Genomic DNA, 23,719 nt, shown 5'->3' on the forward strand with positions numbered 1-23,719 from the left:
CGTGCTCGCGATTTTACGATTCCCGCCGGCGCTTAACAACCCGCCGAATAGGGCAAGAGCGCGGCGCGCCGACGCACCGGTTTGGCAATATTTACCCCCGAAATGGCTGCTTTCGGTTAATAACGGCGCCAGATTGGACTTTTGAACGATGCCTTCCCACGATTTTCGCGCTCCCCGCCTGTTCGTCGATGCTCCCCTGGCCCAGGACGCCAGGGTCACACTCGACCGCGACCAGAGCAATTATCTCGGCAATGTGCTGCGGCTTGCCGCGGGGGCCGAGGTTTTGGCGTTCAACGGCCGCGACGGCGAGTGGCAGGCCGCCATTGAAGGCCGCAAGCGGCCGGACGGCCTCGTCATCCTCCAGCAGACCCGGCCGCAGGACCGGCTTGCCGACCTCGCTTACATCTTCGCCCCGCTCAAGCACGCCCGGCTCGACTATATGGTCCAGAAGGCCATCGAAATGGGCGCCGCCGCCCTGCATCCGGTTTTGACCCGGTTCACCCAGGCCTCTCGGGTCAACACCGAGCGGATGCGCGCCAATGTCGTCGAGGCTGCCGAGCAATGCGGCATTTTGAGCATCGCCACCGTCGCCGAACCGGTGCCACTGGAGCGTTTCCTCAGCCAGCGCCCGGCCGACCGCCTGCTGATCTTCTGCGACGAGGCGGCGGAGGTCCAAAACCCGGTTCAGAGCCTGCAAGCCGCGCGGGCGGCCGGACAGGGTATCGACGTCCTGATTGGCCCCGAAGGCGGCTTTGCCGAAGAGGAACGGGCCCTGCTGCTGCGGCAGCCAAAGATCCTCCGGCTGGCCTTGGGCCCCCGCATCATGCGGGCCGACACCGCCGCAGTGGCGGCCCTGGCGCTGGTGCAGGCGGTGCTGGGCGATTGGGGCGGCAAGACCGCCTGATCCCGCCGTTAAGCGATTGATCCTTTGGAGGTCGAAACCGCGCATCGACCATGCTAAGGGCTGCGCCAATCCTGTCCTTATCCCCTGCCTGCCCGGTTCCACCGGGACAATGGACCCTGTTATGACCGCGACTGCCACCTCAAATGCTGCCGGCTCCGCCGCCTGGGCGGACACGCTGCTCTTGTCGTTCGCGCAGGCCGGTTATGTCAGGGCCGAGCCCGCCATCCTGCAACCGGCCGAGCCGTTCCTGGACCTTTCTGGCGAGGACATCCGCAAGAGTCTGTATCTGACGACGGATCTGTCCGGCGAGGAGCTGTGCCTGCGCCCGGACCTGACCATTCCCGTTGCCCGCGACTATCTCGCCTCCGACAGCGCCGGCCAGCCGGCCGGGTTCAGCTATCTCGGCCCGGTGTTCCGTTACCGCAGCGGCCAGGCCAGCGAATTCCTGCAGGCCGGCATCGAATCGTTCGGCCGCCAGGACCGCGCCGCAGCCGACGCCGAGACGCTGGCCCTGGCACTGGAGGCGACCGCGGCCTTCGGTGTCCAGGACGTCGAGATCCGCACCGGCGACGTGGCGCTGTTCAATGCGCTGCTCGACGCGCTCGATCTCTATCCGGTCTGGCGACGCCGCCTGGTCAAGGATTTCAACCGCAAGATCAGCCTGGAGCAGGATCTGGAGCGGCTGGCGGCCGCGACCACCGCGTCCCCCAGCGAATATGAGGGCGTGCTCGCCGCGCTGGCCGGCTCCGATCGCAAGGCGGCGCTCGCCTTCGTCACCGATCTGATGTCGATTGCCGGCACCACCAATGTCGGCGGGCGCACCACGGCCGAGATCGCCGACCGCTTCCTCGAGCAATCGACGTTGAAGGGCGGCGCGCTGCCGCGCGAGGCGATCACCGTGCTCAAGCGCTTCCTGTCGATCGCGGGTAATCCCGACGACGCCATCGCCGGGCTGCGCGCGCTCACCACTGATGCCAAGCTCGACCTTGCTGCGGCGATCGATCAGTTCGAGAGCCGGGTCGGCTTCATGGCTGCGCGCGGCATCGACGTGAAGCAGACGCGCTTCTCGACCGCGTTCGGACGCGGCCTCGACTATTACACCGGCTTCGAATTCGAGCTGCATCACCGGGGCAACGGCGCCGAGCCACTGGTTGCCGGCGGCCGTTATGACGGGCTGATGACCCAGCTCGGTTCAGGCGAGCCGATCCCCGCGGTCGGCTTCTCGGTCTGGGTGGACGCGCTGACCCGGATCGGCCGCAAGGTGGGAGCTTAACATGAGCGCGCCATTCGTTCTGGCCGTTCCCTCCAAGGGCCGCCTCCAGGAAAACACCGAAGCCTTCTTTGCCCGCGCCGGCCTCAAGCTGTCGAAGGCCGGCGGCGCCCGCGACTATCGCGGCACGATCGCAGGCCTCGACAATGTCGAGGTCGCCTATCTCTCGGCGAGCGAGATCGCCTCGCAGCTGTCGCGCGGCTTCGCGCATCTCGGCGTCACCGGCGAGGACCTCGTGCACGAGACCATCGCGGATGCCGACAAGCGCGTGTCGCTGATCGAAGGGCTCGGCTTCGGCTACGCCGACGTCGTCGTCGCGGTGCCGCAGGCCTGGATCGACGTCCGCACCATGGCCGATCTCGACGACGTCACCACCGGCTTCCGCGAGCAGCATCACATGCGGATGCGGGTCGCGACCAAGTTCGTCAATCTCACCCGCGCGTACTTCCAGAGCCACGGCATCACCGATTACCGCATCGTTGAAAGCGCAGGCGCAACCGAAGGCGCGCCGGCAGCCGGCAGCGCCGAGCTGATCGTCGACATCACCACCACGGGCGCGACGCTCGCCGCCAACGGCTTGCGGGTGCTCGACGACGGCGTGATCCTGCGCAGCCAGGCCAATCTCGTGGCGTCGAAGGAGGCCGACTGGTCGCCGCAGGCGCGGGAGACGGCGCGCGTCATCCTCGATCACATCGCAGCGCGGGCGCGGGCCAACAAGTACCGCGAGGTCCGCACCCGCTTCCGGCAATGCGACGCCGCCCTGCTCGACGAAGCCCACAGCCGGTACGGCGTCGAGACCCCGTTCGGCGGGCCGACCTCGTCAGGCATGCTGACGCTGCACTGCCCACCGGGGCAGCTTTATGCGCTGGCAAGCTTCCTGCGCGAGCATGGCGCCGAGACCGTCTCGGTGGTTTCGCTCGACTATGTGTTCGACCGGGAGAACCCGCTGTTCGCCAAGCTCGAGGCGTTCCTGCGGCGGTGAGCCCCGTGTCCGTTCAGCTGTTCCGTTCAGCTTTGCGACAGCAAACGGCAGCTACCATATGCTGTTGAGATGACTTTGAACGCCTCTGGAACCTTGATCGATGACGCTGGGCTCTGACGTTTCCGGCATGACGACCACCGCGGCCAACGCCGCCGCGAAGGGACTGTCGATAGTCGTCCCCGTCTACAACGAGGCGGCGGGCCTCGCCGCCCTGCATCAGCGCATCTGCGATCTCGCGAAGACCTTGCGGGAGCGCTATGGGCTGGCTTGCGAGGTCGTCTATGTCGATGACGGCAGCAAGGACGCGACGCTCTCGATTGCGCGTTCATTGCCGGCCGATGCGATCGGCGTCCAGGTGGTGTCGCTGTCGCGTAATTTCGGCAAGGAGGCAGCGCTGATGGCCGGCCTCGACCATGCCCGGCTCGGCGCCGTCATGTTCATGGACGGCGATGGCCAGCATCCGCCGGCCCTGATTGAACAGCTGGTGCGGCACTGGATCGAAGACGGCTATGACGTCGTCTACACCGCCAAGGCGCATCGCGACAACGAGACCTTCCTGCGCCGGCTCGCCGTGCACGGCTTCTACGCGCTGATCAATTGGGGCGCGCGCCAGAAGATTCCCGAGGACGCCGGCGACTTCCGCCTGCTCTCGCCGCGCGCGGTCGCGGCCCTCAGGCAGCTGCCGGAACGCAACCGGTTCTTCAAGGGCCTCGCCAGCTGGATCGGCTTCCGCCAGATCCGCGTCGATTACGAGCCTGCGGCGCGAGCCCATGGCGTCACCACCTTCAACGCCGCAAGCCTGCTTGGCCTGTCAATTGAGGGCCTGACCTCGTTTTCGGTCGCACCCTTGCGCTTCGCGAGCCTGCTCGGTGTCATTCTCGCCGGAGGCGCCTTCCTGTTCGGCCTTTCGATCCTCTGGGAGGTGTTCACGACCGGCAAGCAGGTGCCCGGCTATCCCTCCCTCGTGATCGGCCTGATGACGATCGGCGGCGTCCAGCTCATCATGATCGGCATCGTCGGCGAATATATCGGCAAGATTCTCTCCGAGCTGAAGGCGCGTCCGATCTACTTCGTCGCCGAGCACAGTGAAAAGCCCTTCGAAACCGACAAGGCCCAGTACGCTTCAAGCCAGGACGCTCCAAGTCAGGACGCCCCAAAGAGGACCGCGGCCGAATGAGCGCCGCCGCGGTCCTGCGGCGGATCTGGCTCTGCGCCGACGATTACGGCATCAGCCCGGGCGTCAACCGCGCCATCCGCGACCTGATCGAACGCGGCCGCCTCAACGCCACCTCGGTGATGATGGTGGGCCCGGCGATCGAGCGCAGCGAGGTCGAGGCGCTTCAGGCTTCAGCCGGGCAAAACCCGCGCTGCGCGATCGGATTGCACGTGACGCTGTCGGCGCCGTTCCGGCCGCTCACCATGCATTTTCGCCCGCTCGACGGCGACATGTTCATGCCGTTTCCGAAGCTGCTGCGCGCGGGCGTTTTGCGGCGGCTCGACCCTGAATTCTTCCGCAACGAGGTGAAGGCGCAACTCGCCGCCTTCGCGGAGGCGTTCGGGCGCGCGCCTGATTTCGTCGACGGCCATCAGCACGTGCAGCTCTATCCCCAGGTGCGCGACGGCTTTGTCGATGCGGTCGCCGAAGTCGCGCCAAACGCATGGGTGCGCCAGGGCGGCCGCGACCTGCCGCTCAAGCAGCGGCTGGCCTCGCCCAAGGCCATGGTGCTCGATATCCTGAGCGCGCAATTCCGCCGCCGCGCCGGCAGCGCCGGCCTCAGCTTCAACCCCGGCTTTGCCGGCGCCTATGACTTCACGCGGGCGGCCGATTTTGGCGAGCTGATGCGGCAATTCCTGGAAGGCTTGCCGGATGGCGGCCTCGTGATGTGCCATCCCGGCTTCGTCGACGACATCCTCGCCGGCCTCGACCCGATGACGGATGTCCGCGAACGCGAGCACGCGTATCTCTCAGGCGACGCCTTCGTGCGTTTGCTGGCGGACAGCGGCGCCACGCTGGGATGAATCCGGCTGAAAGCAAGCTGCAGGGGCAGCTTGTCGCATACCGAAATTTAATCCGGCCGGCACTGTTGGGGCCACAATGGAACCCTACATCTGCTGCGCGCTTGTTTTGCGCGAAGGAGATTGATCATGACGCCGCAGGAACGCCAGCTCGTCGACGACCTTTTCGATCGGCTTTCGAAACTGGAAAATGCACCCCGCGATCCCGACGCCATCGCCGCGATCTCGGACGGCCTGCGCAAAGCGCCGGGCGCGATCTACGCGCTGGTGCAGACCACGCTGTTGCAGGACGAAGCGCTGAAACGTGCTCATAACCGCATCCAGGAGCTGGAAGCGGCCCATGCGCCCGAGTCCGCGCCGTCCGGCGGCTTCCTCGATACGATGCGTGACACGCTGTTCGGCGGAGGCCCCTCGCGCGGCTCGGTTCCGAACGTTCCGCCGCGCGACGCACGGCCGGTGTGGAACAGCGGGCAGGCGATGCAGCAGACCCAGCCGGGCTACGGCCAGCCGCCTTATGGCCAGGGTCCCGGCCAAGGCCCGGGCCAGGGCTACGGTGCGCCCCCGGTCGGTGGTGGCGGCGGCTCGTTCCTCGGCACCGCGGCAGCGGCCGCAGCCGGCGTCGTCGGCGGTTCGCTGCTGCTGTCCAGCATCCGCGGCATGATGGGTGGATCGCACCAGCAGGCCTTCGGCGATACCAATGCCCTCGGCGACCGCAGCACTGGTGGAAGCCCTTGGAGCGGCAGCGACCAGTCAGGCGGCTCACTCGCGCGCGATGCGGGCGTCAACGACATCGGCTCGAATCGCGATTCCCGTCAGGGCTTCTCCGACCAGGCGTCGAACGACGATCGGAACAACAACAACGATCAGAACTACGACGACAATCGCGACGACGGCAATATGGACATGGCCGACGACAGCGATTTCGGCGGCGGTGATGATGGCGACAGCGACTACGCGTAAGCAATTCGCCCAGTAGATGCGAAACGGCCGCCTCCAGGGCGGCCGTTTTCTTTTGCGCCCCACTCGAGCGCCTTCTGCGCCACAGCACGCAGAGAAGCCCGCGCGATATAGTATGACTAATGCGCCCGGAGATTGCACTGACTGCCGGACGCGCCTCAGTTCACCATGAAAAACGAAATCGCATTCCGGTACGTAGACTCCCGGATTTCCAAATTCGGACATGGGTGTTCAACTGGAAGAACACGTTGCTCATGCCACACACGATGTAGCTGCCTCTTCGGGGTTTCAAAAATGAGTCCTCTTCAGCACCGCATTGCAACCTTGGCCGACGTGACGACGCATCTCATCACCGAATTGTACGAGTTGGAGGGACTGCACGAGCGCGTCAGGAAGGCGGAGCTGTCGGCGGGGCGGTTGAAACGCTCGGCTCGCGCAGCGGCCTCCCATTCATCGACGCGCCGTCGCGGCTCCGTTGCCCCTCGTCGCAGGTCGGCGAGGCGTCGTCAGCGCGCATAGACCGTCGCCGGAAGGCGCCGGCCGCACGCAACGGCTTCGATGCCGCGCATCGCGAGCCGGCGCGGCACGCCGAGTTGACGGCTCGCATCGAGCGCATCAGGCCTCACATCACCACGACCTTGGTGCCGACATTGACACGGCCGTAGAGGTCGATGACGTCCTCGTTGCGCATGCGGATGCAGCCGGAGGAGACGTTGGTGCCGATGGTCCAGGGCTCGTTGGAGCCGTGGATCCGGTAGAGCGTCGAGCCCAGATACATCGCGCGGGCGCCGAGCGGGTTTTCCGGACCGCCTTCCATGTGCCGGGGCAAGTCGGGGCGGCGCGCGATCATTTCCGCCGGCGGCGTCCAGTCCGGCCATTCGCGCTTGGCCGTGATCGACTTCACGCCGGACCAGGTGAAGCCGGGACGCCCGACGCCGATGCCATAGCGCATCGCCCTGCCGTTGCCCTCGACGAGGTAGAGGAACTTGTTCGGGGTATCGACCACGATCGTGCCGGGACCTTCCTTGCCGCTATAGTCAACAGATTGTTTCTCGAACCGCGGATCGAACGGACGCTGCCGTGGATCGACCGGCTCCTGCTGGAGCGTGCCTTGCTGATATCCGCCCTGCACCTGCGGCTCGCCCATCGGCGGCAGGCGGCGCTGGTCGTAATAGCCCGGCTGCTGCTGATACACCGGCTGCTCCGGCGCGTAGGCCGGGCCGCGGCCGGGGCCGTCACCGAACAGGAACTCGATGAAGCCGCCGCCCATATTCGAATTGGACGCGACGCGCACTGGCGCCGGCGGCACCCGCGGCTGGTAGAGCACCGCGGGCGGATCGTTCGGCACGCTATTGTCGAAGGCGCTGGCACTGTTTGCGCCGGCAATGAAGGTGCAAGCGCTGCCGAGCAGCGCAACAGACATTTTCTTGAACATCGACGTACTCTGTACTGTTTCGTCTAGATCACATGCGCCGTGGAGAGCTGATGGCTGGTCCGCGCCCCTCGACGTGGTCAATAAAAAGCAAAAGCCGTTTCGTTTGGTAAACGTATCGGGCGTTTGGATTCACCACGTCGTCAACCGAGGGGCAATTTGGCGATCAGCGTTTATTTTCGATGAACGCGGCGAGGCCATGGTTAATCGCTTCTTTGCGCGCCGTCGCGCGACGCCGCACAACAGTTCCGGCTGTGAACTTCGTGTTAAATCGCTTCTGACTACAAAGACGCGTGAGTGAGGTGGGGGGAGTATCCTGATGGCTGTTCACCGCAAACGTTTTCGCGTCGAGGATATCGCTGGTGGCGAGATGCCGATTTTGGACGTAACCGAAGAGGCAATCCCGATGCATAGCGAGATCATGGCCGAACTACGTGCGATCCGCGCCCAGATGGCGAAGGGCAGCGTGCCCCTGTCGGGTAGCGCAGCCATGGCGGCCATCGACGCCTCCACCGCCCACGAGCTCTCCGAGGCTCGTACCATGCTCGACACCTATCGCGCGCAGATCGAGCAGTGCGAGAAGCTGAAGGTCGAGCTCGACCTCATCCATGACGCCATCGACCGCACCAAGCGCGAGATCGCGACGCTGCACGGCAAGAGCTTTGACGGTGGCGAAATGGCCAAGGTCAACGGCGAGCTCGGCGCGGTCGTCGGCGGCACCGAGCAGGCGACCCAGCAGATCCTCGAAGCCGCGGAATCGATCGACCAGGCCGCCAGCGCAATGTCCAAGGTGGACTCGGTCGACCAGCAGAAGCGGCTCGCCGACGACATCCAGGAACGCGTCATCTCGATCTTCGAGGCCTGCAACTTCCAGGACCTGACCGGCCAGCGCATCAGCAAGGTCATGGGCACGATGAAGTTCATCGAGCAGCACATCAATGCGATGATGGACATCTGGGGCGGGGTCGACGCGATCAAGTCCCACGTGCCGGCGCAGGTGGACAATCGCAGTGAGGACGAAAAGCTTCTCAACGGTCCGAAGCTCACCGGCGACGTCGGCCACGCCTCGCAGGACGACATCGACGCGCTGTTCGACTAAGCGGACGCGAGATAGAGAAGAACAAAACGCCGGCGCAAGCCGGCGTTTTTTTGTTTGTCGTCATTGCGAGGAGCGAAGCGACGAAGCAATCCAGGCTGCCTCCGCTGAAACAGTCTGGATTGCTTCGCTACGCTCGCAATGACGTGTGGTTGGACCGGTGCCCGCTCACGCCCTGGGCGCGCAGCGGACGTAGACCATGTTGCCGTAGCGGGTGGCGGCGTCCTTGTCGATGAAGCGGGTGATCAGGACGCGGCCGTCGAAAGAGATGATTTCGCGGTCCTGGTCGCCGGGGGTCGGCCCCGCCGGTCCGATGTAGTTCTTGCCGCTCGGCGAGCCCTTCAGCCGCAGCTCCTGGGGCGTTGCCTGGTCGGCCAGGTGCATGATCACGCCGCCGGAGGAGCCGGCGGTGATCACATAGGGATTCTTGCACTGGGCCCGCGCGGCCGCCTCGGTGCGGGCGCGGTCGGCCGGGTTCTGGAACGAGGCCAGACCCCAGCGGCCGACGATCTCGTCGCCGCGAATGGTCGCAGGCATTTCCGGGGCTACTCCCGGCTCGGCTTCGGGCGGCGGCGAGGACGACGAGAAGGACGGCAGGCTCATGCCGCCGCCGCATGCGCCCAGCAGCAGCGCCAGACAAGAGGCGGCCGCCAGATTGGCAACCGTGCGCGCGTGAGCTGAACTGATCATGGCATTCCCCCGGACAAAACCATGGCCGCACCCCTCCCGCAGCCAAGCGCAAAACCGCTGCCGGGGCAATGACGTCCTTTGATACGTCGGCGCCCCGAACAAGTTTCCAATGCCACCATGCTATATCCGCCTCACCAATCGCTTAACCACCTTTGCTTGACAGGATCGCGGCCAAGCCATATTTCCGGGCCCACTATTAGCACTCGGAAAGCCCGATTGCTAAGCGCGCCGTTCGATCCTCGGGATAGGGGGTGGACGGAAGCGCCGCCCCACCCACTTCCACTACTTCCGAAGCGAGCCTCCAAAGGGAAACGTCATGGCTAAATCCAAATTTCGTCCGCTGCATGACCGTGTCGTGGTCAAACGTATCGACGCCGAGGAAAAGACCAAGGGCGGCATCATCATTCCGGACACCGCCAAGGAAAAGCCATCCCAGGGCGAGGTTGTCGCCGTCGGCCCCGGTGGCCGCGACGAGGCCGGCAAGCTGACCCCGATCGACCTCAAGGTCGGCGACCGCGTGCTGTTCGGCAAGTGGTCGGGCACCGAGGTCAAGATCGACAACGAAGATCTCCTGATCATGAAGGAGTCGGACATCATGGGCGTTCTGGCCTAAGGCCGTCAGCCTGAACAGCCGCTGAATGTCATGCCCGGGTCGCCGAGATCCGGGCATCCATCATTCCACCGGGTTCGACCTGCGGACCCCCGGACATGATGCGACGAGGCGAGCGATAGACACATCACGAAACCAGAGGGATTGCAGAATATGGCTGCCAAAGAGGTCAAGTTTTCCGGAGACGCGCGCGATCGCATGCTGCGCGGCGTCGACATTCTCGCCAATGCCGTCAAGGTGACGCTGGGCCCGAAGGGCCGCAACGTCGTCATCGAGAAGTCGTTCGGCGCGCCCCGCATCACCAAGGACGGCGTCACCGTCGCCAAGGAGATCGAGCTCGAGGACAAGTTCGAGAACATGGGCGCCCAGATGGTGCGTGAGGTCGCCTCCAAGACCAACGACCTCGCCGGCGACGGCACCACCACCGCGACCGTGCTGGCCCAGGCTATCGTGCGCGAAGGCGCCAAGGCGGTTGCCGCCGGCATGAACCCGATGGACCTCAAGCGCGGTATCGACAGCGCGGTGGCCGCCGTCGTCAAGGACATCGAGAAGCGCGCCAAGCCGGTCGCGGCCTCCTCCGAGGTCGCCCAGGTCGGCACCATCTCGGCCAACGGCGATGCCGCCATCGGCAAGATGATCGCTCAGGCGATGCAGAAGGTCGGCAATGAGGGCGTCATCACCGTCGAAGAGAACAAGTCGCTCGACACCGAAGTCGACATCGTCGAGGGCATGAAGTTCGACCGCGGCTATCTCAGCCCCTACTTCGTCACCAACCCCGAGAAGATGACCGCCGAGCTCGAGGACGCCTACATCCTCCTGCACGAGAAGAAGCTCTCGGGCCTGCAGGCCATGCTGCCGGTGCTGGAAGCGGTGGTGCAGTCTGGCAAGCCGCTCGTCATCATCGCGGAGGACGTCGAGGGCGAGGCGCTGGCCACCCTGGTCGTCAACCGTCTGCGTGGCGGCCTCAAGGTCGCAGCCGTCAAGGCGCCTGGCTTCGGCGATCGCCGCAAGGCCATGCTCGAGGATCTCGCGATCCTGACCGGTGGCCAGCTCATCTCCGAGGACCTCGGCATGAAGCTCGAGAACGTCACGGTGAAGATGCTGGGCCGCGCCGGCAAGGTCGTGATCGACAAGGAGAACACCACGATCGTCAAGGGCGCCGGCAAGAAGCCGGAGATCGAGGCCCGCGTCGGCCAGATCAAGGCCCAGATCGAGGAAACCACCTCGGACTACGACCGTGAGAAGCTCCAGGAGCGCCTGGCCAAGCTCGCGGGCGGCGTCGCGGTGATCCGCGTCGGCGGCGCGACCGAGATCGAGGTCAAGGAGAAGAAGGACCGCGTCGAGGACGCCCTCAACGCCACCCGCGCCGCGGTGCAGGAAGGCATCGTCCCCGGCGGCGGCGTCGCGCTGCTCCGCGCCAAGAAGGCCGTGGGCCGTCTCACCAACGCCAATGCCGACGTCCAGGCCGGCATCAACATCGTGCTGAAGGCGCTGGAAGCCCCGATCCGTCAGATCTCCGAGAACGCGGGCGTGGAAGGCTCGATCGTGGTCGGCAAGATCCTGGAGAACAAGTCCGAGACCTTCGGCTTCGACGCCCAGACCGAGGACTATGTCGACATGGTCGAGAAGGGCATCATCGATCCCGCCAAGGTGGTGCGCACCGCGCTGCAGGACGCCTCCTCCGTGGCCGGCCTGCTGGTCACCACCGAGGCCATGGTCGCCGAGACGCCGAAGAAGGAAGCCGCGCCCGCCATGCCCGCCGGCGGCGGCATGGGCGGCTTCTAAGCCGATCCTTTCATTACAATGTTGCGAAGGCCGCCTCCGGGCGGCCTTCTTTTTTGCAGACCCTGCCTTCAGCTTTCCGATTCAACCGACGGCCAAAACCCACTACGGTGGCGCGCCGATTCGATTGCGCGAGGTTTCATCGATGCGTGCGCTTCTGGTTTGTTCGACAGCCCTGTTGGCGGTTCTGCTCGCAGCTTCGCCGGAGGTCGCCTCCGCCCAGATGAAGCTGTCACCCAAGGCCACGGCGCCCGGGGGCGTGGAGACACGCTATTTCACCTCGATCGACGGGCTCATGGACGGCAATGCCGATGTGATCCTCAAGGAGACGCGTCAGGGCAAGACGGTCACGGCGGCCGTGCTCGACGTCTGCTATCCCGTCGCAAAGAATTCCGACCGCAAGGACCGCTTCGTCGTCAATCTCCAGGTTGCCGGCCAAACGCTGACGGGCACCACGCAGAGCATGAGCGAGAAGGCTCCTGTCAGCGTCAAGCTGCTGCGCAAGCAGGCCGGGGATAGCTTCGAATTCCGCGGCCAGATCAGCATTGGCCAGGTGGTGACCGAGGTGACCTCACCCGACAATTCCGACCTCAGCGAGAAGGAATTTCAGGACAACCAGACCTCCGACGACGGCATCATGCCGCAGCCGAAGGATTTCACCGACGTCTCGCCGGAGGCGATCGCGGTCAAGGTCAAGCTCGATGCGGCGACCGACTTCCTGAAGAGCCTGAGGGGCCAGGAGGTCGAGGTGACGCTGGCGAGCCTCAACGTCGGCTGCGATGCGCTGCGCGCCGGCGAGCAGACCATCAACATGTCGGTCGATCCCGAGCGCGCCGGCGCGCTGCTGGCGAAATTCAAGGCGATGCCGGGCGTCACCGCCGCAGGCTGGACCGCGGGCATGACCGAAATGGACCGCACCATCCGCTTCGCCGCGGCCGACTGGCGCGAGGGCGACAAGATCAGCCGCAACAAGCTCGCGGCCGCCGTCTCGAACGTTTTGAGCCGAACATTGGCGGCAAAGCCGGTCTCGCAAAGCTTCAATCCCGCCACGGGCAAGCTGAAGCTGGTCTTCAAGCGGCCGAACCAGGATTTCCCCGCGCTCGAGCTCACCGACACGATCGAGGTCGCAGGGCTCGTCTCGCCCGACAAGCCCGGCACGACCGACAAGCTCATGCTCTGGATCGGCAGCCCCGCGACGACGACTGCCGACGAGAGCAGCGGCGCCAAGCTCAATCTCTCCGATGACGCATCCGTCGACGAGGAAGGCGAGCAGCCCGACGACAACGGTTCGATCGAGGCGCTCACCAAGGAGCTTAGGGGTCAGCGCTGGGATGCCGACAAGTCGGTGTGGAAGTGACGTAGTCATTCCGGGGCGACGCGTCAGCGTCGAACCCGGAATCTCGCGCTACAATTTCGAGATTCCGGGTTCGCGCATCGCGCGCCCCGGAATGACCTAATGGTCAATTCCCCGTCGTGCGAAAGCGCAGCGACTTCGGGCCGATCAGCGTCAGCACGTCGCCCTGGCGCTTCCAGGTCTCGACGCTGCCGAGCGCGGCCACGAGCTCGTCGTCGGCCTGCGCCCTCGCCGGCGGACAGGAACGATCCTGGATGTGACCGGGAACGAAGATCACGGTGTTGCCGGCGACGGAGAACTGGCCCTTGCCGCCCTTGCACCAGAGCTCGAGCACGACCTCGCCATGGTCGCCGATCTCGATGTTCGGAATCCGCTTGGAGCCGGGCTGCGGCAGTGCTTCCAGCGTCATCTCGGTGCCGAACGGAAAACCGTCCTCGGCACGCGCGAGCGTGGACATCGCGAGCATTGCAACCGCCGCACACACCAACCGCTTGAGCGAAACCATGAGACCTCTCGACCGACCTGATTTGCCGCACCTTTTTATAAGACGGCGGCGCCATTGAGAAGGTTCGCTCACATCGGATGCAAAAATCCCCGCGAGGGCGAACCTCGCGGGGATTTGCACCGAAGCCGGGCGTGGCCTGCTATTTCAGGACCAGCGCCGTGAACGGCCAGACATAGGCCTGCAACGTCACGAGCACACCGACGAGGCAGGCCAGCACGATCGAATGCCAGAACACGAAGCGCAGGATCGTGCCCTCGTGGCCGTACCAGTTGGTGGCCGTGGAGGCGACCACGATCGACTGCGCGTCGATCATCTTGCCCATCACGCCGCCGGACGAGTTTGCCGCAGCCATCAGGACCGGCGACAAGCCGAGTTGCTCGGATGTGATCTTCTGCAGATTGCCGAACAGCACGTTCGAGGCGGTGTCCGATCCCGTCAGCGCCACGCCCAGCCAGCCCAGCAGCGTCCCGAAGAAGGGATAGAGCACGCCGGTTGCGGCGAAGGCGAGGCCGAGCGTCGCGTCGACGCCGGAGAGTCGCGTCAGGGTGCCGATCGCCAGCATCGCCGAGATCGTGATCAGCGAGATCGCGCACAGCCGGATGGTGCGGCCGTACTCGGTCATGAGCTTGCCGGGACCGACGCCCATCAGGAAGCCTGAGATGATGGCCGCGATCAGCATGCCCGTGCCGGTGAACGACAGATAGGTGAAGCCGAACACCGCGCTCTCTTTGGTCGGCGCTGGCGCGACCGGCGGCATCTTGTTGATCATCTGGTGCAGCTCCGGCACCGGATAGTTCCAGACGAAGATCGAATTCGCCCAGGACTTGAAGGCGCCGTTGCCCCAGATCAGCATCACGATGCAGACGATGATCCACGGCAGCAGCGCGCTGAACATCTCGCTCTGCGTCAGCGGCGTCTTGTCGAGTGGTTTTGCCGCGGCCATGGTGGCGGCCGATTCGTCATTGCCGCGCAGCGCCGGCGACAGCCAGAGCTGCCTGGGCTGCCAGACCTTCAGGAACAGGATCAGCGCGCCCATCGAGATCAGCGACGCACCGATGTCGACGATCCAGGGATTGATGAAGTTGGAGATCACGAATTGCGGGACCGCAAACGACACGCCGGTGACGAGGATCGCCGGCCAGACATCCTTCATGCCCTTCCAGCCCGCGAACGCCCACACCACCCAGAACGGCACGATCAGCGAGAAGAACGGCAATTGCCGGCCGACCATCGCACCGAGGATGTAGGGATCGAGCCCGGTGACCGAAGCCAGGCCCTGGATCGGCGTGCCCAGCGCACCATAGGCGACCGGCGCCGTGTTGGCGATCAGCGACAGGCCGGAGGCTGCGAGCGGCGAGAAGCCGAGGCCGATCAGCACGGCGCCGGTGATGGCGACCGGCGTGCCGAAGCCCGAGGCGCCCTCGAAGAACGCGCCGAAGGAGAACGCGATCAGCAGCAATTGCAGCCGCCGGTCCTCGGTGACGCCGCCGACGGCGCGCTTGAGCAATTCGAAGCGTCCCGTGCTCACCGTCACCTGATAGAGGAAGATGACGTTGAGGACGATCCAGCCGATCGGAAAGAAGCCGGTCACGATGCCCAGCACCGAGGCGCGGATCGACATGTTCGCCGGCATCGTGAAGACGAAGATCGTGATCAGATTGGCGACGATCACGGCGATGATCGCCGCGATATGCGCCTGGACGCGGCCGCTCGCGATCAGGACCAGCAGCGTGACGACCGGCACTGCCGCCGCAATCGTCGACAGCACCGGGCTGTGCAGCGGATCATAGACTTGATTCCACATGATCTTCCTCCCCCACGCATATTTGCGGCAGACGGCCCGCGTGGAGAGCCGATCCTGCTTGACGCTGGAAGCGATAAGCCCCGGGTTGGACGCGAATGCCTCGCGATTGCAGCGGTTCCCGTCCGCTCACAAGCTCGCGAAATCCCGGAGCACCCCCACCCCGCGCCGTCGAACGCCATGCTAGGGTTGCAGGGTGCGACAAGACAACGCAAATTACAGAACTTGCGACTTTAGTCTAAGCGCGCCGCTTTCCGCCATGGCTTCAAGTTCTTGGCTAAGGGCATTTATGCACATTTCCCGAGGAGACTCTGCTCTGTGAAGAATATTAGCGCCACGCTCGCGATCGTTTGGCGAATCGCCGCCCCCTATTTCCGGTCGGAGGACAAATGGGTCGGCCGCGGCCTGCTCGCCGTCGTCGTCGCGATGGAGCTGGTGCTGGTCGCGATCAATGTGCTCCTCAATCAATGGCAGAACCGGTTCTACAGCGCGCTGCAGGCCTACGATCTGCCCGAGTTCGTCAAGGAGGTCTGGATCTTCCTTGGCCTTGCCTTCACCTTCGTCGCACTGGCCGTCTACAAGCTCTATCTGAACCAATGGCTCCAGATCCGCTGGCGGCAATGGCTGACGCAACATTATCTCGGCGAATGGCTCGAAGGCGCCACGCATTACCGCATGCAGCTCAAGGGCGACGCCGCGGACAATCCGGACCAGCGCATCACCGAGGACGTCAAGAATTTCGTCGAACAGACGCTGACCATCGGCCTTGGCCTTTTGTCGTCCATCGTGACGCTGGCCTCGTTCGTCGTCATCCTCTGGGGTCTGTCCTACAAGGCCCCCTTGTACATCTACGGCACCGATATCCTCATCCCCGGTTTTCTGGTCTGGTGCGCGCTGGTCTACGCGATCCTGGGGACCGGGCTGACGCACTGGATCGGCGCCCCGCTCATCAATCTCAATTTCGAGCAGCAACGCTTTGAGGCCGACTTCCGCTTCAACCTGATCCGCGTGCGCGAAAATTCCGAGCAGATCGCCCTATTGAAAGGTGAGAACGCGGAGCGAGGATATCTCCTGCGGCGCTTCGGCTTCGTCATCGGCAATTGGTATGAGATCATGAGCCGGACCAAGCGCCTGACCGCGTTCACGGCAAGCTACGGTCAGGCTGCAACGATCTTTCCCTATGTGGTGGTGGCGCCGGCCTACTTCGCCAAGCGCATCCAGCTCGGCGACATGATGCAGACCGGCTCGGCGTTCGGCAGCGTGCAGGATGCGCTGTCCTTCTTCGTCACCGCCTATCGTTCGCTCGCCGAGTGGCGCGCTGTGATCGCCCGCCTCGATGGCTTCGAGATGTCGGTCAGTTCCGCCCACGGCGCGGCGCTCGAACCGACCATCGACGTCACACCGTCGAACGGCAAGGCCATCGCGCTCGAGCAATTGCTGGTCAGACTGCCGAACGGCGAGCCTCTGGTCGCGGCCGATGCCTTCACGATCCAGCCGTCGGAGCGGGTGCTTGTGACCGGCCCGTCGGGCTCGGGCAAGTCGACACTGTTCCGGGCCATTGCGGGCGTCTGGCCGTTCGGCACCGGCACGGTCGCCATTCCCGAGAAGTCGAAGCTGATGATGCTGCCGCAGCGGCCGTATTTCCCAATCGGCCCGCTGGCCGACGCCGTCATCTACCCGGCCGAGCACGGCTCCATCCCGCCCGAGAAGATTCGCGACGCCTTGATTGCAGTCGGCATGAAGCGGCTGGCGGACCGGCTCGGCGAGCACGGTCACTGGAACCGGACATTGTCGCTTGGCGAACAGCAACGCCTTGGACTTGCTCGTGCCCTGCTGCACGGGCCCGACCATCTATTCCTCGACGAAGCGACCGCCTCGCTGGACGAGCCGTCCGAGGACCGGCTCTATCGGCTGCTGACGGAGAAGCTGCCACAGGCCACCATCGTCTCGATCGGCCACCGCTCGACGCTGGATGCCTTCCATACCCGCAAGGTGGCGTTGGTGGAGGACGGCGAGATCCACGTCCTCGGCAAAACCGGCGAGCCGGCCCGGGTGGAGCCGACCGCGGCGCGCTGAGAGGCAGGCGGGCGTCTCGAGCCCACGATGGCCGAGCACTCGCGCCCCCCAAGCAAAAGGGCGGCAGATTGCTCTGCCGCCCTCGTAGATGTCTCGGGAGGAAACTTACTTCAGGTTGGTCATCGCCGTCAGGTCGAAAGAGAGCTTGGCGATGCCGGCCGCGCCGCACCAGTTGGAGCCGACGCCGGTCGGATTGATGTTGCTGAAGCTGCCGTTGGCGACTGCCGTGTAGTCGCTGGTGAACGCGTTGCAGTTCGCCTTCGACAGGTCGGTGTCGGAGTAACGCAGGTCGAGCGTGAAGACCTTGTAGGTGAAGCCGACGCCGATATTCCAGGTGTTGTAGTCGGCGTACTTGATGCCGTTCGGGAACGGACCGGCGAAGCCCGGCGCGGCGATGCCCGTGCCGTAGAACGAGTCGGACGTGCCCAGGAACTGGCGGCCGAATTCGCCCGAGACGTACATGCCGACGCCGCTCGCACCGAACGTCGTGCTGGGTGCCGTCCACTTGGCGGTGATCGAGACGTAATCGCCCCACGCACCGGAGTTCAGGAAGCTCGGCGTGTAGTACTCGTTGAGGCCAACGCTCCAATTGTCGTTGATGGTGTAATTCACCTTGCCGTAGACTTCGAAGAAGCTGACGTCCTTCTTCATCACGTTGCCGTTGAGCAGGGCGTTCGCGGCGCACTGCGCGCTGAGCGGGTTGCCGGCGGTGTCGATCGGGGCGCCGTAATAGCAGGTCCCACCCGGATACAGATAACCCCAGACGCCGATGTCGAAGGCGAACGCACCGAAGGTCGGGCGGATACCGCCGTAGATGTCGATCTCGGCGGCGGCACGGTTCGGGAAGGAGATGCTCTCACCGGCGACGCCGACATAGAGCTGGAGGTCCTTGGTGACGTTGTAGCGCGGCTCGAAATAGGCCGAGACCGACGGCTTGTGGTTCGACTGGGTGATGCCGCGGAAGATGTAGTCGCTCATGACCGCGCCGCCGAAGGCGATATCCCAGGGATCGAAGGCCGCCGGCGGCGGGGCCTTCAATGCCTTCACGCGCAAGTCTGCCGCGAAAGCCGAACCCGTCGTCACGATTGCCAGCGCCGTTGCCAACAAAGCCACTTTTTTCATTTCGATCCCCATCGCCAAGCTCTTACCAGTCGGATCCCGGAAGCCCCCCGGGCGAACGACCTGCGTGCAAAATTGCGTTACTGCGACAATCTGGATTGAGGGATGTGGGCCGTGAAGCAAAAATCACGGGCATCTGCCGACTTTTTGGGCGTTTTGACAATTCCAAGAAAGGTTGTCAGCCTGTGTGTCTTCTCGATCACATTATTTGTATTCCAAAGTGCACGGAGGGACCGTGCAAGTACGGGGTCGGCGGGCCGCGTGGCGGCCGGGCTACGAATCAGACAGGGGCGGGAAAGGGACCGCTTCCGGCGGGACTTGAGCGATGCAAAAAGGCCGCAGCGTCACCGCAGCGGCCTTCCTGTTGTCGATCGCGGACGCCGGGTAGGACCTAGCTTTGCCCCTCAGCCGGTGCCGCTTCCGCAGAAGACGAAGGCATCGCCCAACTTGTCTCGGCTGCCGGCTCGGGGGCCGGAGCTGCCGCCGGTGCTGATGGCTTCGGCGCGGGAGCTGCCTTCGCCTTCTTCGGTGCCGCCTTCTTCGCGGCCTTCTTCGGTGCAGCCTTCTTGGCCGTTGCCTTCACGGCCTTCTTGGCGGCCTTTTTCGGCGCGGCCTTTTTCGAAGCTTTCTTGGCCGACTTCTTGGCCGATTTTTTCGCAGACTTCTTCGCGGACTTCTTCGCGGACTTCTTGGCTGCCTTCTTGGCGGATTTCTTCGCCGCTACAGCCTTCTTCGCCTTTTTGGCCTTCTTGCTTTTCTTCTTTTTCGCTTTCGCCATCGTGGTCCTCCTGTTGCCGCCAAACAATGGTCGATCGGGCGTTCGTTCTGCCGTCACCTCCGGACAAAAGCTTGGCCTTCGAAAGCTCAAACTTGCGCGTTCAATGCCGGCCGCGACCCGCCCGTAGCCCAATCGAGAAGCTCAATCGTGTGTACGACCGGAACTGACGTGCCACTGGCAATCTGCACCATGCAGCCGATATTGCCCGCGGCAATCATGTCCGGCTTGACGCTCGCGATGTTGGCGACCTTGCGATCGCGCAACCGGCCCGCAAGCTCGGGCTGGAGAATGTTGTAGGTCCCCGCCGAACCGCAACACAAATGGCTCTCCGGCACATCTTTCACCACGAATCCATTCTTGGAAAGCAATTCTTTCGGAAGGGTCGTGATTTTCTGTCCGTGCTGCAACGAACATGCTGAGTGATAGGCGACGACGATGTTGTCCTGCCGCGCGGTCGGTTCGAGTCCGAGGCCGGCGATGTATTCGGTGATGTCCTTGGCGAGCGCGGACATCTTCGCCGCGTCGGCGGCGAACGCAGCATCCTCGCGCAGCAAATAGCCATAGTCCTTGATCACCGTGCCGCAGCCGGATGTGGTCACGAGGATAGCGTCGAGCCCCTCGCCGGCCACTTCCTTCCGCCAGGCCGCGACATTGGCCCGCGCCCGCGCCAATGCATCCTGGTCGTTGCCGAGGTGATGGGTCAGCGCGCCGCAGCACTGCTCGTCCCGGACCAGGACAACCTCGATGCCGTGGCGGGTGAGAAGACTGATGGCAGCCTGGTTGATGCGCGGCGCCAGCACCTGCTGGGCGCAGCCCTGCAGCAGCGCGACCCGGCCGCGCTTCTTGCCCAGCGCCGCGAACACGCTGCCGCCGGCGGGGCCCGGCGATGGCAGCCGGTGTGGGGCCAGCGCGAGCATCGCCTTGAGGCGCTGGATCAGGCCCGGCGTGGCCGAGGGACGAGGCGTCGGCAGGAACACGGCAAGCGGGCGGGCCAGCCGCGCCAGGACCATGCTCACGCGAAAACGCTGCGGGTCCGGCAGCACGAAGGCCAGCACCTGGCGCAGCAGCCGCTCGGTGAGCGGCCGCTGATAGCGCTGCTCGATCCTGACCCGGGCCTGGTCGACGAGATGCATGTAGTTCACCCCCGAGGGGCAGGTCGTCATACAGGCCAGGCACGACAGGCAGCGGTCGATATGCTTGACCACCTCGGCCGTCGGCGCCTGGTCTTTCTCCAGCATCTCCTTGATCAGATAGATGCGGCCGCGCGGGCTATCGAGTTCGTCGCCGAGCAGCACATAGGTCGGACAGGTTGCGGTGCAGAAGCCGCAATGGACGCAGGCGCGCAGGATCTTGTCGGCTTCCGCGACATCGGGGTCGGCGAGCTGCGCCAGTGAGAATTCGGTCTTCATGCCCCAGCGCCCCGCCTCAAACGTCCGCGGTTGAGAATGGTCTTTGGATCGAAACTGGCGCGCACCCGCTCGCTCAGTGCTGCAATACCTGGCGCCTGCGGATGAAATACGTCGACATCCCGCCTGACATCCTCGGCCGCCCGGATCAGCGTGGCGTGCCCTCCGACCGCGTTCGCACGCGCGCGCACGGCCGGGGCATGCGCGTCAGACTTCGGCGGTAGCGCCGCCCAGATCAGGCCGCCGCCCCAATCGTAGATCACATCGCCCCCCGTCTCGCGTGCCAATTGCTCGCCGAGCGTGCCGCCCGAGGCCGGCGGGCAGACGATGCGCCAGACCGGCCAGGCGCCGAGCGCGCCGCTGGCCGCGAACGGCAGCACGTCACGTATCGTCGCCCACAGCGCCGCAGAGGCCACGTCCTCGACCAGCGTCGCGTTTCCGAACGGCGCCAGCAATTCGCGCAGCGATCCGGCGCGGTGGGCGGCGGAAGCGGTAATGCCCTCGAGCCGCAGCACGGTCAGCGCCTCGCCCTCCGCTTCGAGATCGCCAAACCCCTCGGTCTTGGCCCGGAACGCCGATTTCGGCAGATGCGCCGCACCGGAGACGTCGAAGGGCGAGCCGAGCGCCGCGGTCATGGCCTTGTTGGCGGCGGCATCATCTAACCCGCGCAGCAGCAGCGTCCGCTCGGCCTCAGGCTTGGGCATCACCTTCAGCGTGACCTCGGTCATGACAGACAGCGTGCCCCAGGACCCCGCGAGAAGCTTGCAGAGGTCGTAGCCGGTGACATTCTTCACCACCTTGCCGCCGGTCTTGAAGCTGTCGCCGAAACCGGAGACCGCATGCGCCCCGAGCAGGTGATCGCGCGCCCCGCCCGCCCTGATGCGCCGCGGGCCGGCGAGCCCGGCCGCGATCATGCCGCCGATGGTGCCAAGCGCGGGCGTGCCGAGCAGCGGCGCGGTGTTGACAGGCTCGAAGGCGAATTGCTGGTTCTTGGCATCGATCAGCGACAGCACGTCGTGCAGCGGCGCACCGGCCTGCAGCGTGACGATCAGCTCGTTCGGCTCGTAGGAGGTGACGGAATTGAGCGCGGAGAGGTCGAGCACGGCATTGGTCGCCATGGCATGGCCGATGCCGCGCTTGGAGCCATGACCGATGATCTCGAGCGGCTGCTCATTGGCAATCGCCGCGCGCACCACCTCTTCGACGTCTTTGGCGTCTCTGACTTTGAGCGTATCCACGAGTGAGCCGGTATCCAAGTTTACAAGGGAAAGCAAATTTGGCGCATTGCAGTGAAGGCACAGCGACTGACGCTAGAACCGCGGGATGTCAGGGAACGCCAGCTTGCCCGCATGGACATGCATGCGGCCGAGCTCGGCGCAGCGGTGCAAGGTCGGAAATACCTTTCCGGGATTGAGCAGGCCCTGCGCGTCGAAGGCGCACTTCAAACGCTGCTGCTGGTTGAGGTCGATTTCGCTGAACATCTCCGGCATGAGGTCGCGCTTCTCGATGCCGACGCCGTGCTCGCCGGTGAGCACGCCGCCGAACTCGACGCAGGCGCGCAGGATGTCGGCGCCGAAGGCCTCGGCGCGCTCGATCTCGCCGGGCTTGTTGGCATCGTAGAGGATCAGCGGGTGCAGATTGCCATCGCCGGCGTGGAACACGTTGGCGCAGCCGAGCTGGTATTTTTCGCCGAGCTCGCGGATGCGCGCCAGCGCCTTCGGCAGCGCGCCGCGGGGAATCGTGCCGTCCATGCAGAGATAATCGGGCGAGATCCGGCCGACGGCCGGGAATGCAGCTTTGCGGCCGGCCCAGAACAGATTGCGCTCAGCCTCCGAGGTCGAGATCTGGCAGGTGGTCGAACCGCAGCCATTGGCGATTGCCTCGACGCGCGTGATCAGCTCGTCGACCTCGATCTTGGGACCGTCGAGCTCGATGATGAGCAGCGCCTCCACATCGAGCGGATAGCCGGCGTGGACGAAGGCCTCCGCGGCGTGGATCGCGGGCTTGTCCATCATCTCCATGCCGCCGGGGATGATGCCGGCGCCGATGATGCGCGCCACGCATTCGCCGGCGGCCTCGACTTGCGCGAATCCAACCATCAGCGCGCGCGCCGTCTCCGGCTTCTGCAGGATGCGCACCGTGATCTCGGTGATGACGCCGAGCAGGCCTTCGGAGCCGGTGATGACGCCCATCAGGTCGTAGCCCGCGTTCTCGCATCCCTTGCCGCCAATGCGCAGGATTTCGCCGCTCATCAGCACGATCTCGCAACCGAGCACGTTGTTGGTGGTCATGCCGTATTTGAGGCAGTGCACGCCGCCGGAATTTTCCGCGACATTGCCGCCGATCGAGCAGGCAATCTGGGAGGACGGATCGGGCGCATAGTAGAAGCCGGCATGGGCAACCGCCTGGCTGATCGCCAGATTGGTGACGCCGGGCTCGGTGACGACGACGCGGTTGTCGAAATCGATCTCGCGGATGCGCTTGAACTTGCCGAGGCCGAGCAGCACGCCGTCTTCGAGCGGCAGTGCCCCGCCTGACAGCGATGTGCCGGAGCCGCGCGGCACCACTTTGATGCCTTGCTCTGAACAATATTTCAGGATGAGCGAGACCTGCTCGGTCGTATCCGGCAGCACCACGACCATCGGCGGCTGCCGATAGGCGGTCAGGCCGTCGGATTCATAGGCCCGCATCTCGGCGGGCGTATCGATCACGCCCTCGCCGGGCACGATTGCGCGCAACGCAGCAATGATCCCCGCGCGGCGTGCAAGCACCGCCTGGTCGCTCGCAGGCATCATGATGGCCATGTCGAATCCTTCATGATCTATCTTTCCGGCTCATAGCCCATGATCAATTTGTCTCGGCAAATCAATCACGTCCGCGCCTGTTTGGGTAGGCTATCCGAAAGTCGGATCGACGATCTCAAGCGAGTTCGCTCTGGGAC

Annotated in this window: 20 protein-coding genes; 11 read left to right on the top strand and 9 right to left on the bottom strand. The window is 64.8% G+C overall.

From position 1 onward, the window contains the following. Positions 1-148 precede the first annotated feature (148 nt). The 6 genes from IVB26_RS33525 to IVB26_RS33550 all read left to right on the top strand — a co-directional run bounded on the left by IVB26_RS33525 (position 149) and on the right by IVB26_RS33550 (position 6,132). On the top strand, positions 149-904 hold the full coding sequence (locus tag IVB26_RS33525) for a 16S rRNA (uracil(1498)-N(3))-methyltransferase (protein WP_247969247.1): 756 nt from the start codon (positions 149-151) through the stop codon (positions 902-904). A gap of 121 nt (positions 905-1,025) precedes the next feature. Next, on the top strand, positions 1,026-2,177 hold the full coding sequence (locus IVB26_RS33530) for an ATP phosphoribosyltransferase regulatory subunit (RefSeq protein WP_247969248.1): 1,152 nt from the start codon (positions 1,026-1,028) through the stop codon (positions 2,175-2,177). 1 nt (position 2,178) lies between these two features. After that, positions 2,179-3,156, top strand: coding sequence for an ATP phosphoribosyltransferase (gene hisG, locus IVB26_RS33535; protein WP_247969249.1), 978 nt, complete (start codon positions 2,179-2,181; stop codon positions 3,154-3,156). A gap of 100 nt (positions 3,157-3,256) precedes the next feature. Next, positions 3,257-4,333: a glycosyltransferase family 2 protein gene (locus IVB26_RS33540; RefSeq protein ID WP_247969250.1), complete on the top strand. Its 1,077-nt coding sequence runs from the start codon at positions 3,257-3,259 to the stop codon at positions 4,331-4,333. Further along, positions 4,330-5,175, top strand: a complete 846-nt coding sequence (locus tag IVB26_RS33545) for a ChbG/HpnK family deacetylase (RefSeq protein WP_247969251.1) — start codon at positions 4,330-4,332, stop codon at positions 5,173-5,175. Before IVB26_RS33540 ends, IVB26_RS33545 begins: the two co-directional genes overlap by 4 nt. A 126-nt stretch (positions 5,176-5,301) precedes the next feature. Then, the gene (locus IVB26_RS33550; RefSeq protein WP_247969252.1) at positions 5,302-6,132 is read left to right on the top strand and encodes a DUF2076 domain-containing protein; all 831 of its coding nucleotides are present in this window, start codon (positions 5,302-5,304) and stop codon (positions 6,130-6,132) included. A 619-nt stretch (positions 6,133-6,751) separates the two neighbouring features. On the opposite strand, the gene IVB26_RS33555 is transcribed toward IVB26_RS33550, so the two are convergent. Continuing rightward, entirely contained in the window at positions 6,752-7,564 is an 813-nt protein-coding gene (locus IVB26_RS33555; protein WP_247969253.1) for a L,D-transpeptidase, read from the bottom strand. Between the two features lie 316 nt (positions 7,565-7,880). On the opposite strand from IVB26_RS33555, the gene IVB26_RS33560 reads away from it, so the two are divergent. Beyond that, complete coding sequence (locus tag IVB26_RS33560; RefSeq protein WP_247969254.1) at positions 7,881-8,660, top strand: protein phosphatase CheZ; 780 nt, start codon at positions 7,881-7,883, stop codon at positions 8,658-8,660. 165 nt (positions 8,661-8,825) lie between these two features. On the opposite strand, the gene IVB26_RS33565 is transcribed toward IVB26_RS33560, so the two are convergent. Beyond that, the gene (locus IVB26_RS33565; protein WP_247969255.1) at positions 8,826-9,347 is read right to left on the bottom strand and encodes a hypothetical protein; all 522 of its coding nucleotides are present in this window, start codon (positions 9,345-9,347) and stop codon (positions 8,826-8,828) included. Between the two features lie 316 nt (positions 9,348-9,663). Here IVB26_RS33565 and IVB26_RS33570 point away from each other — a divergent pair, with 316 nt between their 5' ends. The 3 genes from IVB26_RS33570 (at position 9,664) to IVB26_RS33580 (ending at position 13,096) form a co-directional block, all read left to right on the top strand. Beyond that, on the top strand, positions 9,664-9,960 hold the full coding sequence (locus IVB26_RS33570) for a co-chaperone GroES (protein ID WP_212080141.1): 297 nt from the start codon (positions 9,664-9,666) through the stop codon (positions 9,958-9,960). 150 nt (positions 9,961-10,110) lie between these two features. Continuing rightward, positions 10,111-11,742 (top strand): chaperonin GroEL, encoded by a 1,632-nt coding sequence (gene groL / locus IVB26_RS33575; protein WP_247969256.1) that lies wholly within the window; start codon positions 10,111-10,113, stop codon positions 11,740-11,742. A 142-nt stretch (positions 11,743-11,884) separates the two neighbouring features. Beyond that, the gene (locus IVB26_RS33580; protein WP_247969257.1) at positions 11,885-13,096 is read left to right on the top strand and encodes a hypothetical protein; all 1,212 of its coding nucleotides are present in this window, start codon (positions 11,885-11,887) and stop codon (positions 13,094-13,096) included. Between the two features lie 103 nt (positions 13,097-13,199). Here IVB26_RS33580 and IVB26_RS33585 read toward each other — a convergent pair whose 3' ends face one another. Continuing rightward, on the bottom strand, positions 13,200-13,598 hold the full coding sequence (locus IVB26_RS33585) for an META domain-containing protein (RefSeq protein ID WP_247969258.1): 399 nt from the start codon (positions 13,596-13,598) through the stop codon (positions 13,200-13,202). 139 nt (positions 13,599-13,737) lie between these two features. Next, positions 13,738-15,402, bottom strand: a complete 1,665-nt coding sequence (locus IVB26_RS33590) for an L-lactate permease (protein ID WP_247969259.1) — start codon at positions 15,400-15,402, stop codon at positions 13,738-13,740. Positions 15,403-15,717: 315 nt separating this feature from the next. Here IVB26_RS33590 and IVB26_RS33595 point away from each other — a divergent pair, with 315 nt between their 5' ends. Further along, positions 15,718-17,475: an ABC transporter ATP-binding protein/permease gene (locus tag IVB26_RS33595; RefSeq protein WP_247969260.1), complete on the top strand. Its 1,758-nt coding sequence runs from the start codon at positions 15,718-15,720 to the stop codon at positions 17,473-17,475. 105 nt (positions 17,476-17,580) lie between these two features. Here the strand turns inward: IVB26_RS33595 and IVB26_RS33600 are convergent, their stop codons facing one another. From IVB26_RS33600 to IVB26_RS33620, 5 genes are all read right to left on the bottom strand, one after another. Continuing rightward, positions 17,581-18,597 (bottom strand): TorF family putative porin, encoded by a 1,017-nt coding sequence (locus IVB26_RS33600; protein ID WP_247969261.1) that lies wholly within the window; start codon positions 18,595-18,597, stop codon positions 17,581-17,583. 401 nt (positions 18,598-18,998) lie between these two features. Further along, the gene (locus IVB26_RS33605) at positions 18,999-19,439 is read right to left on the bottom strand and encodes a hypothetical protein (RefSeq protein ID WP_247969262.1); all 441 of its coding nucleotides are present in this window, start codon (positions 19,437-19,439) and stop codon (positions 18,999-19,001) included. Positions 19,440-19,458: 19 nt separating this feature from the next. Next, positions 19,459-20,781 carry a glycolate oxidase subunit GlcF gene (glcF, locus tag IVB26_RS33610; RefSeq protein ID WP_247969263.1) on the bottom strand — a complete coding sequence of 441 codons (1,323 nt, stop codon included), beginning with the start codon at positions 20,779-20,781 and terminating at the stop codon, positions 19,459-19,461. Beyond that, entirely contained in the window at positions 20,778-22,016 is a 1,239-nt protein-coding gene (locus IVB26_RS33615; RefSeq protein ID WP_247969264.1) for an FAD-binding protein, read from the bottom strand. The genes glcF and IVB26_RS33615 overlap by 4 nt, the downstream gene beginning before the upstream one ends. 72 nt (positions 22,017-22,088) lie before the next feature. Then, entirely contained in the window at positions 22,089-23,582 is a 1,494-nt protein-coding gene (locus IVB26_RS33620) for an FAD-linked oxidase C-terminal domain-containing protein (protein ID WP_247969265.1), read from the bottom strand. Positions 23,583-23,719 lie beyond the last annotated feature (137 nt).

The organism is Bradyrhizobium sp. 195, assembly GCF_023101665.1.
In the GTDB taxonomy this organism is placed as follows: domain Bacteria; phylum Pseudomonadota; class Alphaproteobacteria; order Rhizobiales; family Xanthobacteraceae; genus Bradyrhizobium.